General features: G+C 39.9%; 24 protein-coding genes and 2 tRNA genes. 19 read left to right on the top strand and 7 right to left on the bottom strand.

Features of this window, described 5'->3' with window-relative positions; translation table 11 throughout:
• Nucleotides 1-92: 92 nt before the first annotated feature.
• Nucleotides 93-180, top strand: a tRNA-Ser gene (locus HV157_RS05185).
• A gap of 121 nt (nt 181-301) precedes the next feature.
• On the opposite strand, the gene HV157_RS05180 is transcribed toward HV157_RS05185, so the two are convergent.
• The 4 genes from HV157_RS05180 to HV157_RS05165 all read right to left on the bottom strand — a co-directional run bounded on the left by HV157_RS05180 (nt 302) and on the right by HV157_RS05165 (nt 4,351).
• Nucleotides 302-520, bottom strand: a complete 219-nt coding sequence (locus HV157_RS05180; RefSeq protein ID WP_151712528.1) for an acyl carrier protein — start codon at nt 518-520, stop codon at nt 302-304.
• Between the two features lie 17 nt (nt 521-537).
• Nucleotides 538-1,971, bottom strand: a complete 1,434-nt coding sequence (locus tag HV157_RS05175) for an AMP-binding protein (protein ID WP_182268433.1) — start codon at nt 1,969-1,971, stop codon at nt 538-540.
• Nucleotides 1,968-3,086, bottom strand: coding sequence for an MBOAT family O-acyltransferase (locus HV157_RS05170; RefSeq protein WP_151712552.1), 1,119 nt, complete (start codon nt 3,084-3,086; stop codon nt 1,968-1,970). The genes HV157_RS05175 and HV157_RS05170 overlap by 4 nt, the downstream gene beginning before the upstream one ends.
• A 128-nt stretch (nt 3,087-3,214) precedes the next feature.
• Entirely contained in the window at nt 3,215-4,351 is a 1,137-nt protein-coding gene (locus HV157_RS05165) for a D-alanyl-lipoteichoic acid biosynthesis protein DltD (protein ID WP_151712530.1), read from the bottom strand.
• Nucleotides 4,352-4,618: 267 nt separating this feature from the next.
• On the opposite strand from HV157_RS05165, the gene HV157_RS05160 reads away from it, so the two are divergent.
• The 10 genes from HV157_RS05160 (at nt 4,619) to HV157_RS05115 (ending at nt 9,227) form a co-directional block, all read left to right on the top strand.
• A tRNA-Ser gene (locus HV157_RS05160) sits at nt 4,619-4,706 on the top strand.
• Nucleotides 4,707-5,044: 338 nt separating this feature from the next.
• Nucleotides 5,045-5,887 (top strand): DUF6387 family protein, encoded by an 843-nt coding sequence (locus HV157_RS05155; protein WP_032667114.1) that lies wholly within the window; start codon nt 5,045-5,047, stop codon nt 5,885-5,887.
• Nucleotides 5,888-6,056: 169 nt separating this feature from the next.
• Nucleotides 6,057-6,269, top strand: a complete 213-nt coding sequence (locus tag HV157_RS05150; protein WP_016243656.1) for an AlpA family transcriptional regulator — start codon at nt 6,057-6,059, stop codon at nt 6,267-6,269.
• Nucleotides 6,270-6,288: 19 nt separating this feature from the next.
• Nucleotides 6,289-6,606, top strand: a complete 318-nt coding sequence (locus HV157_RS05145; RefSeq protein WP_032667204.1) for a hypothetical protein — start codon at nt 6,289-6,291, stop codon at nt 6,604-6,606.
• An 85-nt stretch (nt 6,607-6,691) separates the two neighbouring features.
• On the top strand, nt 6,692-6,988 hold the full coding sequence (locus HV157_RS05140) for a hypothetical protein (RefSeq protein ID WP_016243654.1): 297 nt from the start codon (nt 6,692-6,694) through the stop codon (nt 6,986-6,988).
• A 50-nt stretch (nt 6,989-7,038) separates the two neighbouring features.
• Nucleotides 7,039-7,275: a hypothetical protein gene (locus tag HV157_RS05135; protein WP_032667113.1), complete on the top strand. Its 237-nt coding sequence runs from the start codon at nt 7,039-7,041 to the stop codon at nt 7,273-7,275.
• 54 nt (nt 7,276-7,329) lie between these two features.
• Nucleotides 7,330-7,695 (top strand): hypothetical protein, encoded by a 366-nt coding sequence (locus tag HV157_RS05130; RefSeq protein ID WP_116325683.1) that lies wholly within the window; start codon nt 7,330-7,332, stop codon nt 7,693-7,695.
• A 62-nt stretch (nt 7,696-7,757) separates the two neighbouring features.
• Nucleotides 7,758-8,000, top strand: a complete 243-nt coding sequence (locus HV157_RS05125) for a DNA-binding protein (protein WP_116325681.1) — start codon at nt 7,758-7,760, stop codon at nt 7,998-8,000.
• A gap of 98 nt (nt 8,001-8,098) precedes the next feature.
• On the top strand, nt 8,099-8,848 hold the full coding sequence (locus HV157_RS05120) for an EcsC family protein (RefSeq protein WP_084831986.1): 750 nt from the start codon (nt 8,099-8,101) through the stop codon (nt 8,846-8,848).
• 58 nt (nt 8,849-8,906) lie between these two features.
• Nucleotides 8,907-9,227 (top strand): hypothetical protein, encoded by a 321-nt coding sequence (locus tag HV157_RS05115; RefSeq protein ID WP_126502050.1) that lies wholly within the window; start codon nt 8,907-8,909, stop codon nt 9,225-9,227.
• 78 nt (nt 9,228-9,305) lie between these two features.
• Here the strand turns inward: HV157_RS05115 and HV157_RS05110 are convergent, their stop codons facing one another.
• A complete protein-coding gene (locus tag HV157_RS05110) occupies nt 9,306-9,788 on the bottom strand; it encodes a DUF4756 family protein (RefSeq protein ID WP_100280100.1) in 483 nt (160 codons plus the stop codon).
• Between the two features lie 146 nt (nt 9,789-9,934).
• Nucleotides 9,935-10,669, bottom strand: a complete 735-nt coding sequence (locus HV157_RS05105) for a DNA-binding protein (RefSeq protein WP_100280101.1) — start codon at nt 10,667-10,669, stop codon at nt 9,935-9,937.
• An 881-nt stretch (nt 10,670-11,550) separates the two neighbouring features.
• On the opposite strand from HV157_RS05105, the gene HV157_RS05100 reads away from it, so the two are divergent.
• From HV157_RS05100 to HV157_RS05065, 8 genes are all read left to right on the top strand, one after another.
• On the top strand, nt 11,551-11,883 hold the full coding sequence (locus HV157_RS05100; RefSeq protein WP_116325679.1) for a hypothetical protein: 333 nt from the start codon (nt 11,551-11,553) through the stop codon (nt 11,881-11,883).
• Between the two features lie 505 nt (nt 11,884-12,388).
• On the top strand, nt 12,389-12,955 hold the full coding sequence (locus tag HV157_RS05095) for a hypothetical protein (protein ID WP_032667107.1): 567 nt from the start codon (nt 12,389-12,391) through the stop codon (nt 12,953-12,955).
• 15 nt (nt 12,956-12,970) lie between these two features.
• Entirely contained in the window at nt 12,971-13,522 is a 552-nt protein-coding gene (locus HV157_RS05090; RefSeq protein ID WP_001224786.1) for a lipoprotein, read from the top strand.
• Between the two features lie 9 nt (nt 13,523-13,531).
• Entirely contained in the window at nt 13,532-13,807 is a 276-nt protein-coding gene (locus tag HV157_RS05085; protein WP_087857524.1) for a hypothetical protein, read from the top strand.
• 457 nt (nt 13,808-14,264) lie between these two features.
• Entirely contained in the window at nt 14,265-14,480 is a 216-nt protein-coding gene (locus HV157_RS05080) for a hypothetical protein (RefSeq protein ID WP_032667106.1), read from the top strand.
• A 90-nt stretch (nt 14,481-14,570) separates the two neighbouring features.
• Complete coding sequence (locus HV157_RS05075) at nt 14,571-14,852, top strand: helix-turn-helix transcriptional regulator (RefSeq protein WP_047414193.1); 282 nt, start codon at nt 14,571-14,573, stop codon at nt 14,850-14,852.
• Nucleotides 14,845-15,945 (top strand): reverse transcriptase family protein, encoded by a 1,101-nt coding sequence (locus tag HV157_RS05070; protein WP_116325677.1) that lies wholly within the window; start codon nt 14,845-14,847, stop codon nt 15,943-15,945. Before HV157_RS05075 ends, HV157_RS05070 begins: the two co-directional genes overlap by 8 nt.
• A 218-nt stretch (nt 15,946-16,163) precedes the next feature.
• Nucleotides 16,164-16,814, top strand: a complete 651-nt coding sequence (locus tag HV157_RS05065; RefSeq protein ID WP_047418154.1) for a hypothetical protein — start codon at nt 16,164-16,166, stop codon at nt 16,812-16,814.
• A gap of 77 nt (nt 16,815-16,891) precedes the next feature.
• On the opposite strand, the gene mobQ is transcribed toward HV157_RS05065, so the two are convergent.
• The gene (mobQ, locus tag HV157_RS05060) at nt 16,892-18,292 is read right to left on the bottom strand and encodes a MobQ family relaxase (RefSeq protein ID WP_116325675.1); all 1,401 of its coding nucleotides are present in this window, start codon (nt 18,290-18,292) and stop codon (nt 16,892-16,894) included.
• Nucleotides 18,293-18,651: the final 359 nt, after the last annotated feature.

Genomic DNA, 18,651 nt, shown 5'->3' with positions numbered 1-18,651 from the left:
ACCGATTAAACGCGTTTTGGCTATTTTTAAAGCGAACGAATGCGGTCACTCTTTACAGCATGCGGAGAGGTGTTTATAGTTCGCCTCACTTAGGAAGTGTGGCCGAGCGGTTGAAGGCACCGGTCTTGAAAACCGGCGACCCGAAAGGGTTCCAGAGTTCGAATCTCTGCGCTTCCGCCAGACATAAAAGCCCTGCGATAGTCATATCGCGGGGCTTTTTGCTTTATCAGCATTTGAACTGAAAAACAGGCTCTGGAGAGACCGTCCAGAGCCTACAGACCAACATCAACATCAGAAGTGTTTAACGGTTCTCTTCAATATAGCGGGCCAGGTCTGCCGGGGTTTTCAGAACTGTTGCAACGTCGGTAGGCGGGATCATGCAGCCGTAAACGTCCTGCACTTCCAGTACCATGTCGACTGCCAGGATGGAGTCGAGAATGTCGGATGCAATCAGTTCATCGTGAAAACCCACCTTACGGGATAACACTTTTTCAAACAGGGCGAGAATTTCTTGTTCCATAATTTTTCCTGGAGTATTTAATTGGTGCGGGCGTATGAGTCCAGCAACTTGCGGTCAATTTTGCCGTTAGGATTCAGCGGCAAAGCGTCTTTAACGATAATTTGTGAAGGCACCATATAGTGCGGAACCACCTGAGTCAGCAAGGTTTTGATCGCATCTGGCGCCAAATCCGTTACACAAAACGCGGCAAGGCGCAGTACGCTGCCACAGGATTTCATCAGGGGTAAAACCACTGCTTCGTTAATGCCAGACATTGCCAGCAGGCGGTTTTCAATTTCGTTAATTTCAATACGGTAGCCATTCAGTTTGACCTGGCTATCGTTGCGTCCATGGCAATAGATAAACCCATCTTCATAACCCAGGTCGCCGGTCCGGTAGCCACGAAATTCCTCACTCTCCCGATGCAATAATTTTGCTGCGTTCTCCTGTGGGAGTCCGAGATAGCCACGCATTACGTTTTTACCCCAGATGATTAGCTCTCCTTCGGCGGAAATGTCCATTTTGCTGTCTGGCATCATTATTCCCACCGGCAGAACGGCACTGTCGCTGTTGAGGATCTCATCCGTAATTTCAACCACTGTTGTCGCTATGGTTGCTTCCGTAGGGCCATAGGAGTTGAGAATTTTAGCCTGTGGAAAACGGCGGCGTAATTGTTTCACCAGCGCTTTGTTTAATACTTCACCAATGAAAATAAAGACACTTAGCGCCGGTAAATACTCACTGTTGAACTGTGGAGAAAGCAGTTGCTGATAAGCAAAAGACGGTGTGGAAACCCAGGCAGAAACCGCATTTGTTTTCAGTCGCTCCAGCCAGTTATCTTTCTGAATATCCTCTTTAGCATTAAGAACGATGTGTCCTCCCATCGCCAGATTCGCCAGTAAAGGAATGAGGGAAAGATCGAAACTGAATACCGCGTGGTTCATCAATACCGGTTTTTTCGGCAATGAAAAGTCTTTGCTGACCCATTTCATAAAGTGCCATACGCTTTCACGCCCAATCTGTACCCCTTTGGGTTTGCCCGTGCTGCCAGAGGTAAACATGATATAAGCCAGATCCCTTTCCTCAAGTACCTCGCCCGCCTCACCGGTGGCGATAAATTGCTTTGTCGCCACATCGTAATAGTAAGGGGCATTAGCCAGATGGCATATTTCCCTAAGCCGTTCCTGAGGGTAAATGCAGTCCACCGGGATGTACGGGATGTTGTGCAGAAGGCAACTGTAAATCGCTACGGCGAACTCAGCCTGCTGATGACCGTATAACACGACTGGTGTGCCATCGGTGGGTTGATATCGCTGGTAGCGCTGCGCCCAATCCGTCACGCCGAGGGAGAGTTGTTGCCAGCTTAAGGCGGTATCGCTGCCACTGATTGCCCGTTGCTGTGGGGATTCGGGATCGAATAAAGCTGCACGTAAGAAATCCTGCAGTTCCTGAAGGTCCAAGTGATTTTTCATAGAGGTGACATTCCACTAAAGATATAAAGGGAGCCTGCGGCGCTTCCCAGCGTCAAAATTCGCCCCAGAAACACCATCACAGGATATTGCAATCCGCGGCTTAATCTTGGGCTACGTTTGGCTGTCCACAGCAGCATGTTGTGTGCAACAGAAATAGTGCCAAACAGCGCGCCACTGATGACGTAATGACGTTCCAGACCATTCCAGGCCCCCATACAGAAGAGGGTGCAAAAAATACCGATATTTTGTGCCAGCGTTTTGTTCTGACGGAAAAAAACGAACTTCATAAGATTCATATAAATGGGCATGAAGACCACATCTCGCAGCCATTCAGAAAGGCTGACGTGGAAGCGGCGCCAGAAATCCTGCGGGTTCTTTGCAAGAATAGGCATAGTAAAGTTTGCCGGAATGTTCAGCCCAAATAAGCGGCCTGCGCCGATGGCCATATTGCTGTAGCCCGCAAAATCGAAGTAGAGATACGTGCTATAGGCGAGGGACATTACTATGCCCACGGTCAGCGTAAACGGCTTGTGGCTCCAGGGCTGAACGACGAGCGAATCGATCAGCATAGCAAACAGGAACTTCTGAATAATACCGATGAAAATTTGTTCTAGCGCCGTTAAAAATTGCTCACGGTTAAGGGTAAAAACGGGCTTACTGACATCGGTCATCCATGTCCGCCAGCGGTACATTGGGCCAGCCAGAATAATAAAGGGCATAAAAAGATAGCAGAAATACTGCAGGAAATTCTGGCCTTCTTTTTTACTACGGTACAGCAATACATCTACAGCGCGGAAGGTCATAAAAGAAAGACCGATCATGCCGATATGATGATTAATGTGTAATTTCACCAAAAACAGGGGCAACAGCGTTAACACGATCGCTTGCCAGATCTTTAACCATCCTTTTTCTTTTAACGTAGCGAAAAGATAAAAACAGCAAAAGACGGCCAGCGGGACAATGTAATCACCTTGAAAAATATACCCCCAGCCTAATGCTGTCATTACGGACAAGGAAGATAACCAGGTCAGGCGGTGGCGCAACAGCCGATTAATCAGCGTGAACACCATCGCGGATGAAAATAAACAGACAAAAAACATTCCTGAGCTGTACATCATTCGACCTCAGAATTTTTGATATTCAAAATGCAGCTGCATACTCATGCTGTCATCGACGGCGGTCCATGCGACGACGGTGATTGCCAGCAGGAGATAAAGGAAAAAAAGACGGAGCGCTATTTTCATTATTTAAAACTCTGTGCAATAAAGCGAAGCATTGGAACCCATGCCAGTTCGGAAGGGTGCAGACGATCCCAGTTCCAGCCATTCTGATAAGGCATGGCGTACATATCTAAATAAGGGATCTTGTTTTCTTGCAGAATGGTTTGAATTTGCTTATCGAACGGACGGAAGGTGTCAGTATTGTAAAGCGCCCAGGGGTTAACCGGGTCGACGATAGCGATCACCTGCACATGACGTTCTTTCAGAAGTTGGACGGTTTTCCTGAACGCGGCGATTTGTCCTGGCACTACCGGGGTATCATCCCACTGCTGTGGTTTCTCGCCCGGCTCGTAAACCGTTTTATCCATCCACAATGTGGCTGCGCTCTGCTGGCGTTTTTTATTTAATTCACGCGCATTTAACAGCGCTTTATCCCAGTCAGGAACAAGACGTGAGGTTGGGTGCTGCGGCCAGGGCTGCACTGTGTGTGGCGTAATGTTCAGCAGCGACAACCAATCGTTTTTTATCAGCGTGCAGACGTTCGCGAACTGGAAACTTAATTCGTCCCACATCAGCGCCGGGTGCCAGCCATAGACACGCATTTGGCCGAAGGTTAGATGGCTTATCTCTTTAGCATCAATATGTTTTAGGTAATTAACCAGTAACGGGCGCGCCTGCGGATCCTTCATCAGAGGGTTAAAAATTGAGTCCGGGAAATTATCCGCATAGATAGCGGGTGGCAGACCTTTTGAATAAAAGCCATCAGGGGCCAGAAGCAAAACAACTTTACTGTTTGCGTTAAGCTTATTTTTAAAACGAGACAACAGTAAAAATTGCGTTTCGTCATCGACAAACGCATCGCCATACGCCACGACGGGTTGGTGCAATTGCTTATTAAAGTAATTATATACAGCGTAATGTTCATCTTCTGAGGTGGCAACTTCAGATGCACCAATGAAGAAAATAGCATTCCCTTCCAGGGCATGGGAAATGGTGGCTATTTTTTCCGCCTGTTCTTTTGGCGTGCCCGCCATTGATTTGATCAGCGGCTGGAATTTAAGCGGCGGATCAAAGCTTGTCACCAGTGGGTGAATACTCAGGGACAAAATGGCCAAAACTGCCATCAAGATATGTAAGCTCAGCGTATTTTTGATTTTCATCATCAACCAGTAAGACTATATGAAGGTAATGCTTTAAAATCCGTGTTACCCGGTTTTATTACAATTACACAACAAATGGCCGTCTATTTTTTTTGGCATTCTATACCAGAGCGATTTAAAAGGATGAGTGTTGCTGTGTAACGGTATGTACAAAAGAGGGAGGGAAGCGCCTGGGTGACTTTTTGCGCAGTCAAACCCCTGCAAGCCAAAATAGAAAAATTCCTGCTTTACAAGGCGCTAATAGATGTTTATAGTGCGCCTCACTTTGGAAGCGTGGCCGAGCGGTTGAAGGCACCGGTCTTGAAAACCGGCGACCCGAAAGGGTTCTAGAGTTCGAATCTCTACGCTTCCGCCAATTTCTTAACAGAATCAATAACTTAAGAGTTAGTTTTGATTTTGTACTGCATAAAGTATTGCATCAAAAGCCCGTGTAAACGGGCTTTTTTTTGTATCTAAAATCCCTGTTTTTCATCAAAAAACTTATCCAGTCTTCATCCCTTCCTGTACAACAAAACCCTTTAAAAGCAGAAATACGATAGCAGGGAGCCTCCGGAAATTTAGTAATCGACGGATGATTTCACACCAATCTTAAGAACCTACCAGCAATAAGCTCAGCTGACCTACGCCATTACTGGACAACCTGTTGTTCTGTCAGTTAAAACAACTAAAAATGGTAAAACGGACAGCACAGTAATGAAACGAAGTGAACTCAGGAAACTATTGGAAGAATGGTTTGATGTAGAGCGGTATGAAGCGATAAAGGAACTCACCCTTCAGCAATTCTATGTTGAGGTTGAGCGGCGTATCTTGGCTTACAAGATGTTGCTGAAACGGGATACATTACCGCCTCTGAACAGACTTTTATTAGATGATTACCGCTATAAGATCCTCAGAGGTGAAATTTTTTTTAGCGGCGACACGTCCACGCAAGGACATGGGCTTGCCAGAACTTACGCAGTGGTCCCCGTAACCCGGAGCAACGCACAATTATATGCGAAAAGTTTAACTCTGATTGGAACCCATCCTGAAACATCCCAAAGAAGTCAGTCTGAATATATGTCGGAGTACCTGAAGGAATCCGGCATCAAAAGTCTGTCCTCAATTACTGTCGATATCTTCCTGCAAGAGGCTTCAACCGAAGATATCATCGAACACCTGAAGGTGCTCATTCCCCAATGGAAAAAACAGCTAAAAATGAACGATCCGGCTGTTCGGAAGTATCGTTTTGGTAAAAGCACGTTGAGAAAAATCATCGACTATCGACTCATCCCTATGATGGATCTCATTTTTTGGGGGGCAGATAATAATGATACCAAAATCTCACTGTCGCTGATGTCATCGCTGCTTCATGAGAACAGCGAGAAGGATAGGGATGAGGGAATGCTTAAGGTGACTGACTATCCGCTGGCTATGGCGTTGCTGACAGATGAGAACTATCTGAAATCGTTTGAAGATTACATGATGGAAAACAATGTATTAAAAGACACAAAAATTGTAGATCACGTCAAAGACGAGAAGAAGAAAGAAGATAAGTAAAAAAGGGTTACGTTCGCCCTGAGCGAACGTGATCACATCCATCCTCAACCATTTTTTTTCTGTTCACCTACCCCCATTTTTTTCGAAAAAGTCTTTTGCCAACATCCCTAAAACGCCATAAGCGAATTAGCTATTATTGTCCTCGTTGAAACAACAGAGGAAAAAACAAATGAGAAATGAAATCGCAGGTAAAAGATTAATCCGTGTTCCTGAAGTTCTTAGAAGAGTCGGATTTAGTCGAACCACAATGTATGAGCTTATTAAGGAAGGCCGATTCCCGGATAAGGTAATCATAGGGGCAAGATCTGTAGCCTTTGTGGAAAGTGAGATTGATGCTTGGATTGAAAATACTATTTCAGATTCACGCAAAAATAATAAATAACATAAAAGAGGAAGCGAAAATGAAAGTGCAAAAAATAGAAATAAATGTTAGCAATGATGATACAAAATACTTTGTTCTGAAAAGCGGGGAAGACTATGACTACTATTTGCGATGTATGCATGAGTATATGGGGGAAAGATTCTATCATAACCTTGAAGACGATGGTTATATGGAGGGTGTTTTAAAATCAATAATAGAGAATGGTAAGAAAGATTTTAATGAGTTCTTGAAAAAACATAAATATAAAGCATCGATTAAAAACGTATATTTTGATGAAGTGCTTGTCAACCTGAGGCAGATACATCATGTGATGAGTCACTATATTTTATATACATAATCGCTGTCGTCATCTATTCGGCCCCGCAAGGGGCTAATATAAAACGAAATGAATAAAATAAGCATTTAATTATGAGGATATAAGTATGTCTAAAGAAACTGTTATTGAAAATAAATCAACAGAACTGTTTTATGATCTTGCTTGTAGATCGTTTACAGCAAGCTGGAATCTGTTCATGGAAGTGAATGGTGATGGAGATGCCAATGACTATCTGGATGATCCGGATTTTATGAGTCCATTTATTATTTATGTGATTGACCATATTCAGAATAACTTTGAGAGATTTACCACGCAAGAAGGAAACTGTGGTGATATTAATCAGGTCAACTTTGAACAAGTAGCAGCCTTACTGGTAGGGTATTCAGAAAACTTTAGAAAGTAAGAACTAATCTTGCCCCGGAAGGGGCTAACTATAAACAAAAGGAAAAACAGATGAATAATGATATGACAGTAATCGTAAGTATGTTATGTGAAAAAACACCTAAAGTGATGAACCTTATCCAAGAGAGCTTGGATATATTTATCGCATTAAGAGGTAGCTCTGTCGAAGAAATCATGAATGATAAGACCTTGTTAGATGATTTAAATCGTTATGTAAATGAGACACTGTATGATGAGATGGATGTGGAATATGGTTCTGTAATCATCAAAATAGTATCTAATAAATAGTATTAATACCTTCTCGATATGTATCTAATGTTTAACTTAATAAAAGGAATCAGTATGAAAGAGATTATTTTAAATGAAAGTAATAAAATGGTAGTAGATTTTATCACAAATGTATTACAGGGGTATTGCGAAACGATCTATAGTATCTCTGAAAAACAGCCTGAAATAGCCATGAATATTTTAACAGGGGAAATGTTATCAGAGATACTTTATGATGTGTTGATTACCTGTGAAGTTGAAGACTATGTTAAAAGTGGAAGAGGCAAAGATGTATCTGAGATCAACATGGATAAGTTAAAGGAAACGATTTTATACTGGCATAAAGAGCATATCATTGAACTTGTACTGAAAAACATAAAACCGGATGATGCTGAGGAGCGTATTTACTGGAAGTTAAAAATGACTGTGAATCAGTATTGAAAAATGGCAATATTCCCTCGTGTGTAGGGAAATAATCCTGTAATGAACTGGAGATAACCAATATGATTGATGAATTCCATGTTATGTATATGTATAAAAAAATCCAAGCTGAAGCTGCGACGACAGATATGAAAACACTGGAACAGCTTTTGAAGAAGTTCCGCCAAGTTGTCGCGGAGCGCCGGGAAGAATACTATCAGGAGATTGGTGAGAAAAAGGCTCAGAAATTGAGAGCCAAGAGATTACAACAGTTGCTTGAGAAAATGGGGAGTGATCGTGTATCACCGGAGGATCTTATAGGTTAATGACAATTAACAAGATCGTGTGTGTTTGATTTTTAATACTAAAGTTTTATCTGTGATTGCCGATACTTATACTGAATATTATCTTTTCTGAGGTCATTATGGATTCTGACGATAAAAAATCAGGTAAATTTTCAGGTGCAACGGCAGCTTTTGGGGCATTAGGCAGCATCGGTAAGAAAGTTCTTGCAAAGAAAGACACCGCCCAAAGTGAGGATGGTGAAATCACTGAATCAAAAGTCATGCAGGTACTGGACTGGGCCTATGATAAAGCCTGTAATGGTGTTGTAGGTTTGGATTCGGCGCAAGAGCTTGCTGCACCATATTTGAATGGTGATGGAGAACTTGTTGATAAGGTTAATGCGCTAATACGATGGCAAAATACAAAAGCGGGAACATCAGGCTTTATCACCGGCCTTGGTGGAATAATAACGCTCCCGGTGGCCATTCCAGCTAACATTTCAAGCGTCATATTTATACAAGTTCGTATGATCGCAGCAATTGCACATATGGGCGGGTATGATTTAAAAGATGACCGTGTTAAGACACTTGTATATACCTGTTTAACCGGAAATGCTGCGAAGGATATAGTGAAAAATATAGGTATAACAATTAGTACAAAAATGACAAATACCTTAATTAAAAATATTTCTGGTGAAACAATAAAAGCTATAAATAAAGCGGTAGGATTTAGGCTTATAACTAAGTTTGGGCAAAAAGGTGCTATTAATCTTGGTAAAGCAATACCACTAGTTGGTGGCGTCGTTGGTGCTACATTTGATAGTGTATCCACCAATACTATTGGGAATATATCCCGTAATATTTTCATTGAAGAAAAAATACCTGAATGATGTTTGTATGGTGATAATTTTCAGTTCTGGCTTTTAACTATTCTAAATAGGTCGTGAAATGAAATCTTTAGACCGAGATTTAGCAAAAAAATTAATAAGAGCTGTAGGTTCGGAATATGAGTATCAGGTATCTGGTAATCCTCAAGATGCAGTTTTTGATGTTTACTTTGCTAGAGAAAAGCACGGTATCGCATTTCAAATTAGACATTCAACACATCCGTCGGCACAAGATGGCGGATGGCTACAAGTGCACCACTATGAGGGAGAGCCTGCGGATTGGGGACCTGCATTACATTCACTGAGAACAATGGGTGATGTAGTTGCATTTTGCCAAACGTTGATAACGTTCTCTCAAATAAAATCCAAAAGGCAAGCGTAGATAAATTACACTGTTATTCCTCTGGCATATATTAAGTTCATACTTGGTAAATGCCAGATTAATGCAGAACTGATGCATTTAAAAAGACAATTTTCTTCTTTTTTTATTTGAGGACTCAAAATCTGATGAGATAGAAGAAAGCTGTTCCAGACTCTGCTCAACAGAGCGCTGGAATTCAAGAGCGGCCTCTGTGCGTTGTTTTATCACCAGAGCAATGATTTCTGTATCACTTTTTTCTTCAATGGCTTTTCTGTAAAGTATTCGTTCATTAATTAAATCAAAGTTTCCTGATGATTTAGCAGCGGTGTTAGCTGCTGAGTAACTTATAGGATTAAGCTCACTAATAAAGCTATCCAAAAGAGATTGTCTTTTCTTATCAAGCCTGCGCAGTGTGGTATGTGCAGACCTATATTTTTTTATTTCATATGCAAATGTATCATCATCATCACGTAGCTTACTATATCCTGCTCTATATTCATCCATTGATGGATGATTTTTGAGTTCTTCAATCGTATTAAAATAAGCTAATAAATCAGTGTTGTCTAATTGTACTTTTCTCATATATACCTCGTTAATAAATAGTGGATATATTTATATATTAAGGTGTATAGAGAAGGTGTCAAATTAAGGAAAGGGTTAAATATTTTTTTTTACTTTTGTAGAATAAAAACTATCAAGTATGTTTTTTCCATTATTGTTGTCCTGTTTTAGGATGCAGCTTTTAAATAGATGTCGATATCAGCTACGTCTTTTCTTGCCGCTTCATTTTCTTTTGTTCTTTTATATACCTTTCGCGGCTTATCGATCTGGACACTGTTTTTAGCATTAGGAACAGCATTATTTTTCTTCTTCTTGCTAAAAACAAAGGCATCTGTGTAGATCTCTTTATTTTCAGTTTCCAAAGATAAGTTTCGTCTTTCTTTCTGTGAAAGATCTGCATAATGCTCTGGATATTGTTCAATATCAGCATTGAGGCTTTTTGCATTACTCAAATGCTCTTTACGTTTTTCATCAAGTTGATGACTCATACCCTTGGCAAAAATATTAGAGTTGATATACAGGTGTCCATGATGTTCAACGAGAATACCTTTTTGTTTTAGCTTTTTGAATATGTTTGACATATTACCGGATGCGATATTCAACGCTTTACAGAGTGATGACTGTGAGAGGTTGATTAGGTTTCCAAACTCCATATATTCTAAGATATAAGTCAACACGCGGAATTCATTCTTAGATATATCCAGATCAGAAAAAACACGAAAGTTTGAAGTAAAAGCAAAAACATAAGGCTGTGCAAATGAGATCGCTTTATCTTCTTCTGTTGCAATAACGGTGGTTGATTTTATATCTTTGTTTTGTAGCAAGTGTCTTGCGATATCAATCTTTTGCTCTGTGGTTAATGTTTCAAATAAGCGAAGTAGTTCAGTGTCATTAGTATTCATATTATTCTCTCTTATAGTTCTTATTATGCCTATTTAATACTATGCAGAAAAATGAAAGTCAATAGTTAAACTATAAATAAAATAGAACTTTTATTATTATGATGTTGCTATATGTTAAAAAAACTATGTTTAAACATAGATTCCGCTATGTTTAAACATAGGAGGGTTCTATGTTTAAACATAGGTGTCTGCTATGTTTAAACATAGGAAAAAAAGGTGTGAAGCCCCGATTTTATTGGGCTGGGATAGTGCTTATAATTAAATAATTAGTAAGAAGTTAAGAGAGTCTAGTTTTCCTTTTATCTTATGTGCAGAGCGTTTTACGTAAAAACATATGGTTTTCTTGGGGTGTATTTTCAGCGAAGTGATTGTTTCATACAATCACGCAGCGCTGCTGATGTTTCAGGAATACTGCAATTGCTTACCTTTATTTTATTGGCGGCTGTCGCCGCAATTCTTCATTGATAAATCCATCATTAACAGGGATGAACCCTGTTTCAGCAATGTGATTGTTTTGAACAATCACTAAGTGCTGCTTCTATGAATATAGTTTTCCTATGCGTTTAAGAGCAAATACTATATTTTTTAGTGCTAATACTCTTATGAAATATAGGATCTAAAATATTTAATCATGAATAAAAGAATAGATGTTGATCCTTTTGGCTTTCCCCTAAAACATAGCAAATACCATTGTCAAATCGTTAAATATATTTTACAGCGTTAGGGCGTAGCCGTGCGTCAGCACATGACCGTTAGCTCATAAGATAAATATCTTTTCAAAAGAATAATAAAAACAGGTAGAACGTTTATTAAATGAGTTAAATTTGATTTTTACCGATTCGATATGGTATTAAATAATAAAAAAAGAAGGAAAATAAAGGATGAACAGCATTAAGATTATTACGCTCTTTCATACAAATAAAAAAATACCATTTATGACTTGTATTGTTAAAGATGTTGAAGAAAATGAACAAGGAATAAAACTCACTTTGGAAAGTGGTGATAATATCCATGTCAAAGATTATGGCTATTTCTTCTTATCAGAATCAGCAAATGAGTTTGATCAGGAACGAATGATTAATACATACAGAAGATTGATTTCTGAACTCAGCCAAGTTAGCGAAGAAACAATAGAGTCCTTAGTTCCGAAGATATCGAATAATATGAAAACCAATTTCCCGGCAAGTGGTGTGAGTGCTTTGGAAGATGATTGAAAAATCTGAATGGTAGCTACCATTCCATATGAAACAGTATATTAAAACATGCGTTGCATACAGGTTTTTACAACACCATATCTGAAGATAGCTACATTACCTGAGATCTAACAATCCCTGTCTGCGTAATGGTCGACAGGGTATTATCTGTTCCGACCTATACCTTTCTATCTCCATCCATGTGCAAACAGCTACTGACATGGCTCTTCGTGTACATTACACCTCTTATTGATCGATATAAAAGATCAATAAACTGCATTTGATAGATTTTAACTATCAAACTAGCGTCAATTGATCGGTGTTTTAATTGTTTATATCGATCGATTATAGATATATGATAGTTTTAATCTATCAAATGATTTGAATTCGATCGATACAAACGATATGACGAACAGAAAAATAAATTGAATCCTATCAATTGATTAATGCTTTTTTACAGCCCAGAGAGACCAACCTATGGTTAGGGCTGTCTTTGACATAAAGTTTCCACACATTGGGGATAGATATGAAATTACGGATAGTGATGCCACTGGTGCTGTCTGCTGCCGCACTGACAGGATGCCAGCAACTCAACGATGGCGTGAATACAGTTAATGGAGCAATCAATTCTTCGTTGTCATCAGTAAACAAAGCACTGGGGGGAACTGCCACACCTCAAAGCATTGGCCCGGTATCATCTGTTTCTGGTCTTGGTGCTGTTTGCAAAGACTATGAAGAAAATGCAATGGCAGCAGAAAAGAAATGGACTGGCAAAAGGATCTCTATCACCAATGCCACTGTTCTCGAGGTTACGAAGGGCAGAAGTGCCAGCGATATGATGACGGGAATGCCTAAGTCAGCCCCTAACTATTACCTTTTATTTAAAACCTCTGATACCAGCTACTGCGGCGGGATGGTCTGGCTGGATTACTACTCTGGTATTGATGATGCCGTTCTTACTTACAAGAAAGGCCAGAAAGTCAGCGTTACCGGAACGATAAACAATTTCGAAGTCCGTGGGTTCGCTACCGTCAACAACGCCGATATGCCAGTTCGTCTTGTTGTTCTGAGAAACGGCACAATCAACCATTAACTCTGGGATAACACTATGCGTAAATTTTTACTCGTGGCGGGTCTTGCTGCTCTTGTATCGGGATGCGGTGAAAAAGGCGATTTTGAAAAAGCGATCAACGCAAAAATATCACAATCAAAGCTGTGCTACTCCCTGCAGGACAACGATATTGTATTCAATAAAGGTTTTCCAATTAAGGTTAACCGTGGCTACCGTTCTGCCGGATACAGTGCCAGTGATGAAATCCTTAAAGGACTTGTTGAACAAGGGCTGCTCACTGTTTCACAACAGGCAAATGGGTTTAGCAGTGTTGATGTTCTGGAAGTAACTGACAAGGGCCAAGAGGTTGAGTTTTGGAACCGTGAGAATGGTGCCTGCGTCGGTCATCGGGAAGTTACTGAGATAAAGGAATGGACCGAACCGGGAAACGGTAATCAGAAAGTTGTTCGCGTGTCATATACATGGAAGTTGGCGGATGTTCCTTCATGGGTGGACAAAAAAGCGTTCTCCAGCGTCAAGGGTATGAATGAACCGGAAGATGGCATGATTAATCTTGTTAAAACCAGCAATGGCTGGAAAGCGATTTAAGGGGCTATCATGGAAAACAATACAATCCAGTGTCCGTTTTGCCTGAAAGAGAGCCAGCGCGGTGTGCATGTGTGTACTGGCTGCATGGCGACTGTCTTATATGGTGCTTATCCACAATGGTATGCTGCCGTAGCTATCTTCCTGACATTTGGACTGTCTATTCTTATCGGTATGTCTGCGGGGATTGCTGGAGCTACTATCAGCCTACCAATAATTGCTATTGTGGCCTTTATAGCTGGCAAGGCTATCTTCTCTGACAATGTTGTGTTCAGGAGGAGGATGTAAAACTCCCTTACTGTAAGTGCAAAAAAACCATGTCTGTGGATCTAGATGTGGTTTTTTTTGCATAATAAATGATTTTATATTCCAAAATGACATATTTAATAAGTTGCCTGTCAGGCAACACTAGGTTATTATCAAATCATGGACGAACGAACTCGTTTGTCTTTGCTCTTTAAAAACCTCTAGGATCGGTAAAGGACTGAGTGAAATTTTCAGTCAACCATTTCTCCAATACGAGACGTGGCCCATGTCCCTCTTCATTGTTATCGTAACTTTATGCGAAATGCATGTTGCAATCGTATATCTACGATACGGCATTGTTTAATGCTGAAATGGCGGGGTATCCAATCAATTGTGTTGGATGGGTGTTGGCTGGCTTTGTCTACGGTGTGCAACACGATCCACAGGACATTTTGGCGGGGATGCAAGTTGCATCGTGTTGTTAAAATGAGAGGTTTTTATGAAAGATGTTTTAGACACTTTGCGCCGAGTGCGTGAGAAGAGCAAACACACTGTAGACAATAGCTCTTTGAAAGAACTGGATGATGCGATACAAGCCCTTGAAGAGAGAATCAAGGAAAATTCAAAAGGCTGGTCTGCCTTAGATTATCTTCCCTATGTTGCTAGGATCTTGGCTGTAGTTAAGTTTCTACACGGTGATTCTGATATTCATTGATATCTACCTACTAAGGAGATTTATTATGTATCCATCTTCATTTTTTGAACGAGCAGCCAGCCATGTCAATCCCATTATCTGAGGTGCATTATGTTAGATATTGGTTCAACCATTAAACTATGCCGTGAGGCACGTAAGCTCACACTACAAGAACTATCAGATAGTACGGATTTAACTAAATCTTATTTATCTCGTATAGAAAATAATCAAAGAGACCCTACTATTACAGCGTTAGAAAAAATATCATCAGCGCTTCATATTCCACTAAATATCATTATCCTTCTTTCTGAAAGTGAAGAGGCAAATGATGAATTTTCTGATATCAATAATATGCTCAAAAAAACTATAATGGATACATTAGTTAATGCATAAAAATTGGAGTTATTCAAACAGGCCACTTGCTAAATTAGAGTCTCTATTCAAAATGCTAGAAACAAACGAAGAGAGGCTCGCTTATGTTTTAAAAAACAAAAAGAATTATTTTAAAACGGTACCAGTAATAAGAAAAGGAAAAAAAAGAACAACGTATAAAGTAGTTGGTGAGTTATTAAAAATACATGAGCTTATTAAACAGCGTATTTTTTCGAAGATATCACTACCGGAGTATATTACTGGCGGTAGGAAAGGAATCAGCTATATAGATGATTGTATATTCCATCGTGATAAGTCAATTATCATTCAAGAAGATATGAAGGATTTTTTTCCTTCTATAAAAGAAGAACTGATAGCTAAAGCATTTCAATATTACATGAACTTCTCTCCTGAAGTTTCATCATTAATAGCCAAGCTATCAACACTTGAAGGTTCACTTGTTCAAGGGACTAAGTTAAGTACTGACATTGCCAACTTGATATTTTTAGAAGAAGAGGCTCTTATCAGTGCGGAAGTCGGAAAATTAGGTGGAAACTACACGAGATATGTCGATGATATAACTATTAGCTTCGAGTCAGAAGTTAATAATGAAGATATTTCGAAAATAAAAACAATGATTTTATCAATGGCGCTCAAAAGTGGGGTTAGATTAAATAGACAGAAATCAAAAGTTTTAAGGAATGGTCATTCCAAAATCGTACATGGTGTAAAAGTAATCAAAGAGCTTAGGCCAACACAAAAAAGAAAAGATAACACAAGGATGTGTCTTTTCAATTTGAAGAAAAAAGTAATTGAAAAAGAAAGAATTATGGATATTCTTGCATTGTATTTTAAAATTAGAGGATTAATAAATACATTAAAACAGCAAGGCGATAAAAATTATGCAGAGTATATAAAACAAGTTAATCTGCTAGTTGCTGCTGTTGATAAAAAGGATGCAATAAAATCAATCAGGGAGATGAGAAAAGTTAAGGATATCAGGAAATTAAGAAAATTATATTCAAAGTTAAAACCATTAGGTAATTCATCTAAAAGTATATCTACCATTTTGGATGTTGAATATAAAACCTGCAAATGTAAGCTAAATAGCTAACTGATCGATAAATTATGGGTGAATTAGCTTATTTATTGACACAATAATTGTATGGTCTCAATCGTGGTGAATTACAAAATTTGCTCATTTTAAATAATTTATGGGCGAAGTATAGAACCAGTCCACTTAATAAAAGATGTGGTTTTTATCTACAAGTTTATCATGTTCAATGCTAGTGGTGTCGTGTTTCATTAACTGGAGTTTTTATAGTGAATAAAATGAATGATAGACTTAATCAGCTATACATCAAAAACATTAATATTCTTAATGAGTACAGTAAAAAGCATTCAGATAAAAATCTACATGGACCACTTCTTTTAAATATCAGTAATTATTCATCTCAGAAATTAAAGCTAATGGTTGTGGGGCAGGAGACGTTTGGCTGGAATAAATCTCCCTCTATAGCAGCTCAAAGAGCTACGTATCAAGAATTTAATTTTGGATCATCATATTATAGTAGTGCTTTTTGGAATGTAATTAGGAAAGTGGAAAGATCACTAAGTATTGAGCCATATGCTATTGCGTGGTCAAATCTTAATAGATTTGATGTTGATTGCGGCTCACCAGATCGGACGGAACTTGCACAGGATATTGCTTCGCTAGACTATCTAGTTAAAGAAGAAATTAGTATTCTTAAGCCCGATGTATGTATATTTTTTACAAATCACAAGTATGATAAAAGACTGAAAGGTTTATACCAAGATCTGGTTTTCAATAATATTGATGGATTGCCAAAGAAACATTTTTCAAGATTACATCATCCAGATCTTCCGAAGTATACGCTTAGAGCGCCGCACCCTAGAACAATCAGAACGCAGCGATGGGAAGATGATTTTATTATGGCTGTTTCACAATTTAAAAATGGTTGAGTAGCAATTTATTATTTTAATAACACATGCCATGAAAAAAGGAGATATTGGATGTAATTATTATCTCTTTTTTCTTGTTATCTATGATTTGGCGGTTTTAAACGCGGTATATATTTTCTTTTGCTTTCAGACTGTATGGGAGTAATTAGATCTAGACTAATATTATGTTCTGTCTGATCGAGTTTAGGACGACTTGGAAAACGCCTGACCTCATCAGGTGTTGGTTTATAGTCATCCTTGTTAAATCTGGCACGTCTTTCATACTCAGCGCGTGGCACATAGATGCCCTGAACCTCATCAAAGACATAGTTTTCAGCGATACGTTTATCATGTTCAGCATCCACTGAAACAGGGGACGGTTTCTTTCTGGCCCAGACGAATTTATCTTTTATATATCCGACTACCAACAGTGTGAAACGTTTGAAAATCCCATCCTGACGTGGTTCAACATTCTTCCTCTTAGCTTTAACAGGAGCGCGTTTAATCGCTCTTGTTGTTAAAGAGGATGGGTTTTTCAGTGTAGTGCGTGTATGAGGTGCAGGGGCAACCAGAACAGGTTTTTGCGAGTCTGAAGATGAAGCTCTCCCGGTATTATCCGGGATAACAATTTCTTCAGGTTCAGCCAGTGCATGAACCCTAAAGCTGGCAACATCAACCACGATGTCTAATGGTAGATCTTTAAAGGTAAAGTAGGCTTCGTCAGCTTCTTTTTTCAGCTCATCACGTATCGCTTGCTCTGCAGCACGTTGTTCCTGAGCGGCAACAGTGCCCCAGCGGTCACGAGGAATATGAAGTATTGGATCGCGGTTTGTTTCAATAGCTTTAGCCAGCCAGATTGCTTTCTCTTCGTTTGTAGCAGCAGCCGTAGCCTGTTCAAGGGCTTCCTCATACTGAACCCTGATAGAACGGTGATCGATGTGTTCATCATGACCATACAGGTCAAGGAACCCATTACAGATGTCCTGCCAGCCTTTACGCCAGCTATCAAGGGTTTCAGGCTTGTCCCACTCACGGACCTTTTTACCAAAGCCGGTAGAAAGAACCTCACGGGTGGTTCCCATTATATGGATATGCGGGTTATGACCATTAATATCGTGAATAACAACATCGGCAATGATGCCTTGCTTGGTAAAGTGCTCAAGAACAAAAGCTGCAGTGAGTTCAATGTTCTGCTCTGGTGTTAGCTCAGCGGGGAGGGCAATCTTAAACTCTTTGGCAAGGCGGGCATCTTTTCTCTTCTCTGAGGCTTCGACAGCATTCCAGAGTGTTTCACTGTCAACAATCAGGGCAGGAGGGGTATGTTCAGGTGCAAAAATCTGCGCAAAGGCAAGGTCCTTTTTATGTGCTGTTTTGCGACCACAAACTTCACCCGTTCTGTTATCGAAGAAAACTTTACGGTGACGATATGCAGCAGAGTTAACCGAAGACTGACCTTCGCCTCTGCTGATGTTCTCCATTTTAAAACTGTATATCGCCATCCAAGTATTCCTCAATGCCAAATGCTGCTTTTCGTTTTACGTAAGGAAAACGCCGGGGTTGACGTTGACCTTGATTTTGTTTCCGAAGGAAACGGTTTTAGCCTGCGGCAGGCAACCGTCGGTAGACCCCACGGCATTAGAGCGAAGCGATAATGCGTAAGTGGGCATTGCTTTATTTTTTATCGCCATAAATGGCTCAAAAATAACGGCAATGTATAAGGCTTTCCTTTATTAATTAATACTAAATATATGAATGGCTGTAAAACAAACCGCCGAATTAAGCGGCGCAATCTGGATGAAAGGGCGAAGTGTTCCACGATATTACATAAATGGGGTTTTGATAGCGTCCGAAGGACAAA

It is taken from the genome of Enterobacter sp. RHBSTW-00318 (genome assembly GCF_014101375.1).
Lineage (GTDB): Bacteria > Pseudomonadota > Gammaproteobacteria > Enterobacterales > Enterobacteriaceae > Enterobacter > Enterobacter ludwigii.
The sequence above is the reverse complement of the archived record's forward strand: the minus strand, read 5'-3'. Positions and strand labels throughout refer to the sequence as shown.

Bases quoted from the DNA above. Each gene is read 5' to 3' on its own strand.
- HV157_RS05090 (WP_001224786.1), top strand. From the start codon at position 12,971: ATGCGTAAATTTTTACTCGTGGCGGGTCTTGCTGCTCTTGTATCGGGA.
- HV157_RS05085 (WP_087857524.1), top strand. From the start codon at position 13,532: ATGGAAAACAATACAATCCAGTGTCCGTTTTGCCTGAAAGAGAGCCAG.
- HV157_RS05105 (WP_100280101.1), bottom strand. From the start codon at position 10,669: ATGAATACTAATGACACTGAACTACTTCGCTTATTTGAAACATTAACC.
- HV157_RS05165 (WP_151712530.1), bottom strand. From the start codon at position 4,351: ATGAAAATCAAAAATACGCTGAGCTTACATATCTTGATGGCAGTTTTG.
- HV157_RS05155 (WP_032667114.1), top strand. From the start codon at position 5,045: ATGAAACGAAGTGAACTCAGGAAACTATTGGAAGAATGGTTTGATGTA.
- HV157_RS05175 (WP_182268433.1), bottom strand. From the start codon at position 1,971: ATGAAAAATCACTTGGACCTTCAGGAACTGCAGGATTTCTTACGTGCA.
- HV157_RS05070 (WP_116325677.1), top strand. From the start codon at position 14,845: ATGCATAAAAATTGGAGTTATTCAAACAGGCCACTTGCTAAATTAGAG.
- HV157_RS05150 (WP_016243656.1), top strand. From the start codon at position 6,057: ATGAGAAATGAAATCGCAGGTAAAAGATTAATCCGTGTTCCTGAAGTT.
- HV157_RS05080 (WP_032667106.1), top strand. From the start codon at position 14,265: ATGAAAGATGTTTTAGACACTTTGCGCCGAGTGCGTGAGAAGAGCAAA.
- HV157_RS05145 (WP_032667204.1), top strand. From the start codon at position 6,289: ATGAAAGTGCAAAAAATAGAAATAAATGTTAGCAATGATGATACAAAA.
- HV157_RS05170 (WP_151712552.1), bottom strand. From the start codon at position 3,086: ATGTACAGCTCAGGAATGTTTTTTGTCTGTTTATTTTCATCCGCGATG.
- HV157_RS05120 (WP_084831986.1), top strand. From the start codon at position 8,099: ATGGATTCTGACGATAAAAAATCAGGTAAATTTTCAGGTGCAACGGCA.
- mobQ (WP_116325675.1), bottom strand. From the start codon at position 18,292: ATGGCGATATACAGTTTTAAAATGGAGAACATCAGCAGAGGCGAAGGT.
- HV157_RS05075 (WP_047414193.1), top strand. From the start codon at position 14,571: ATGTTAGATATTGGTTCAACCATTAAACTATGCCGTGAGGCACGTAAG.
- HV157_RS05130 (WP_116325683.1), top strand. From the start codon at position 7,330: ATGAAAGAGATTATTTTAAATGAAAGTAATAAAATGGTAGTAGATTTT.
- HV157_RS05180 (WP_151712528.1), bottom strand. From the start codon at position 520: ATGGAACAAGAAATTCTCGCCCTGTTTGAAAAAGTGTTATCCCGTAAG.
- HV157_RS05100 (WP_116325679.1), top strand. From the start codon at position 11,551: ATGAACAGCATTAAGATTATTACGCTCTTTCATACAAATAAAAAAATA.
- HV157_RS05115 (WP_126502050.1), top strand. From the start codon at position 8,907: ATGAAATCTTTAGACCGAGATTTAGCAAAAAAATTAATAAGAGCTGTA.
- HV157_RS05125 (WP_116325681.1), top strand. From the start codon at position 7,758: ATGATTGATGAATTCCATGTTATGTATATGTATAAAAAAATCCAAGCT.
- HV157_RS05095 (WP_032667107.1), top strand. From the start codon at position 12,389: ATGAAATTACGGATAGTGATGCCACTGGTGCTGTCTGCTGCCGCACTG.
- HV157_RS05140 (WP_016243654.1), top strand. From the start codon at position 6,692: ATGTCTAAAGAAACTGTTATTGAAAATAAATCAACAGAACTGTTTTAT.
- HV157_RS05135 (WP_032667113.1), top strand. From the start codon at position 7,039: ATGAATAATGATATGACAGTAATCGTAAGTATGTTATGTGAAAAAACA.
- HV157_RS05065 (WP_047418154.1), top strand. From the start codon at position 16,164: ATGAATGATAGACTTAATCAGCTATACATCAAAAACATTAATATTCTT.
- HV157_RS05110 (WP_100280100.1), bottom strand. From the start codon at position 9,788: ATGAGAAAAGTACAATTAGACAACACTGATTTATTAGCTTATTTTAAT.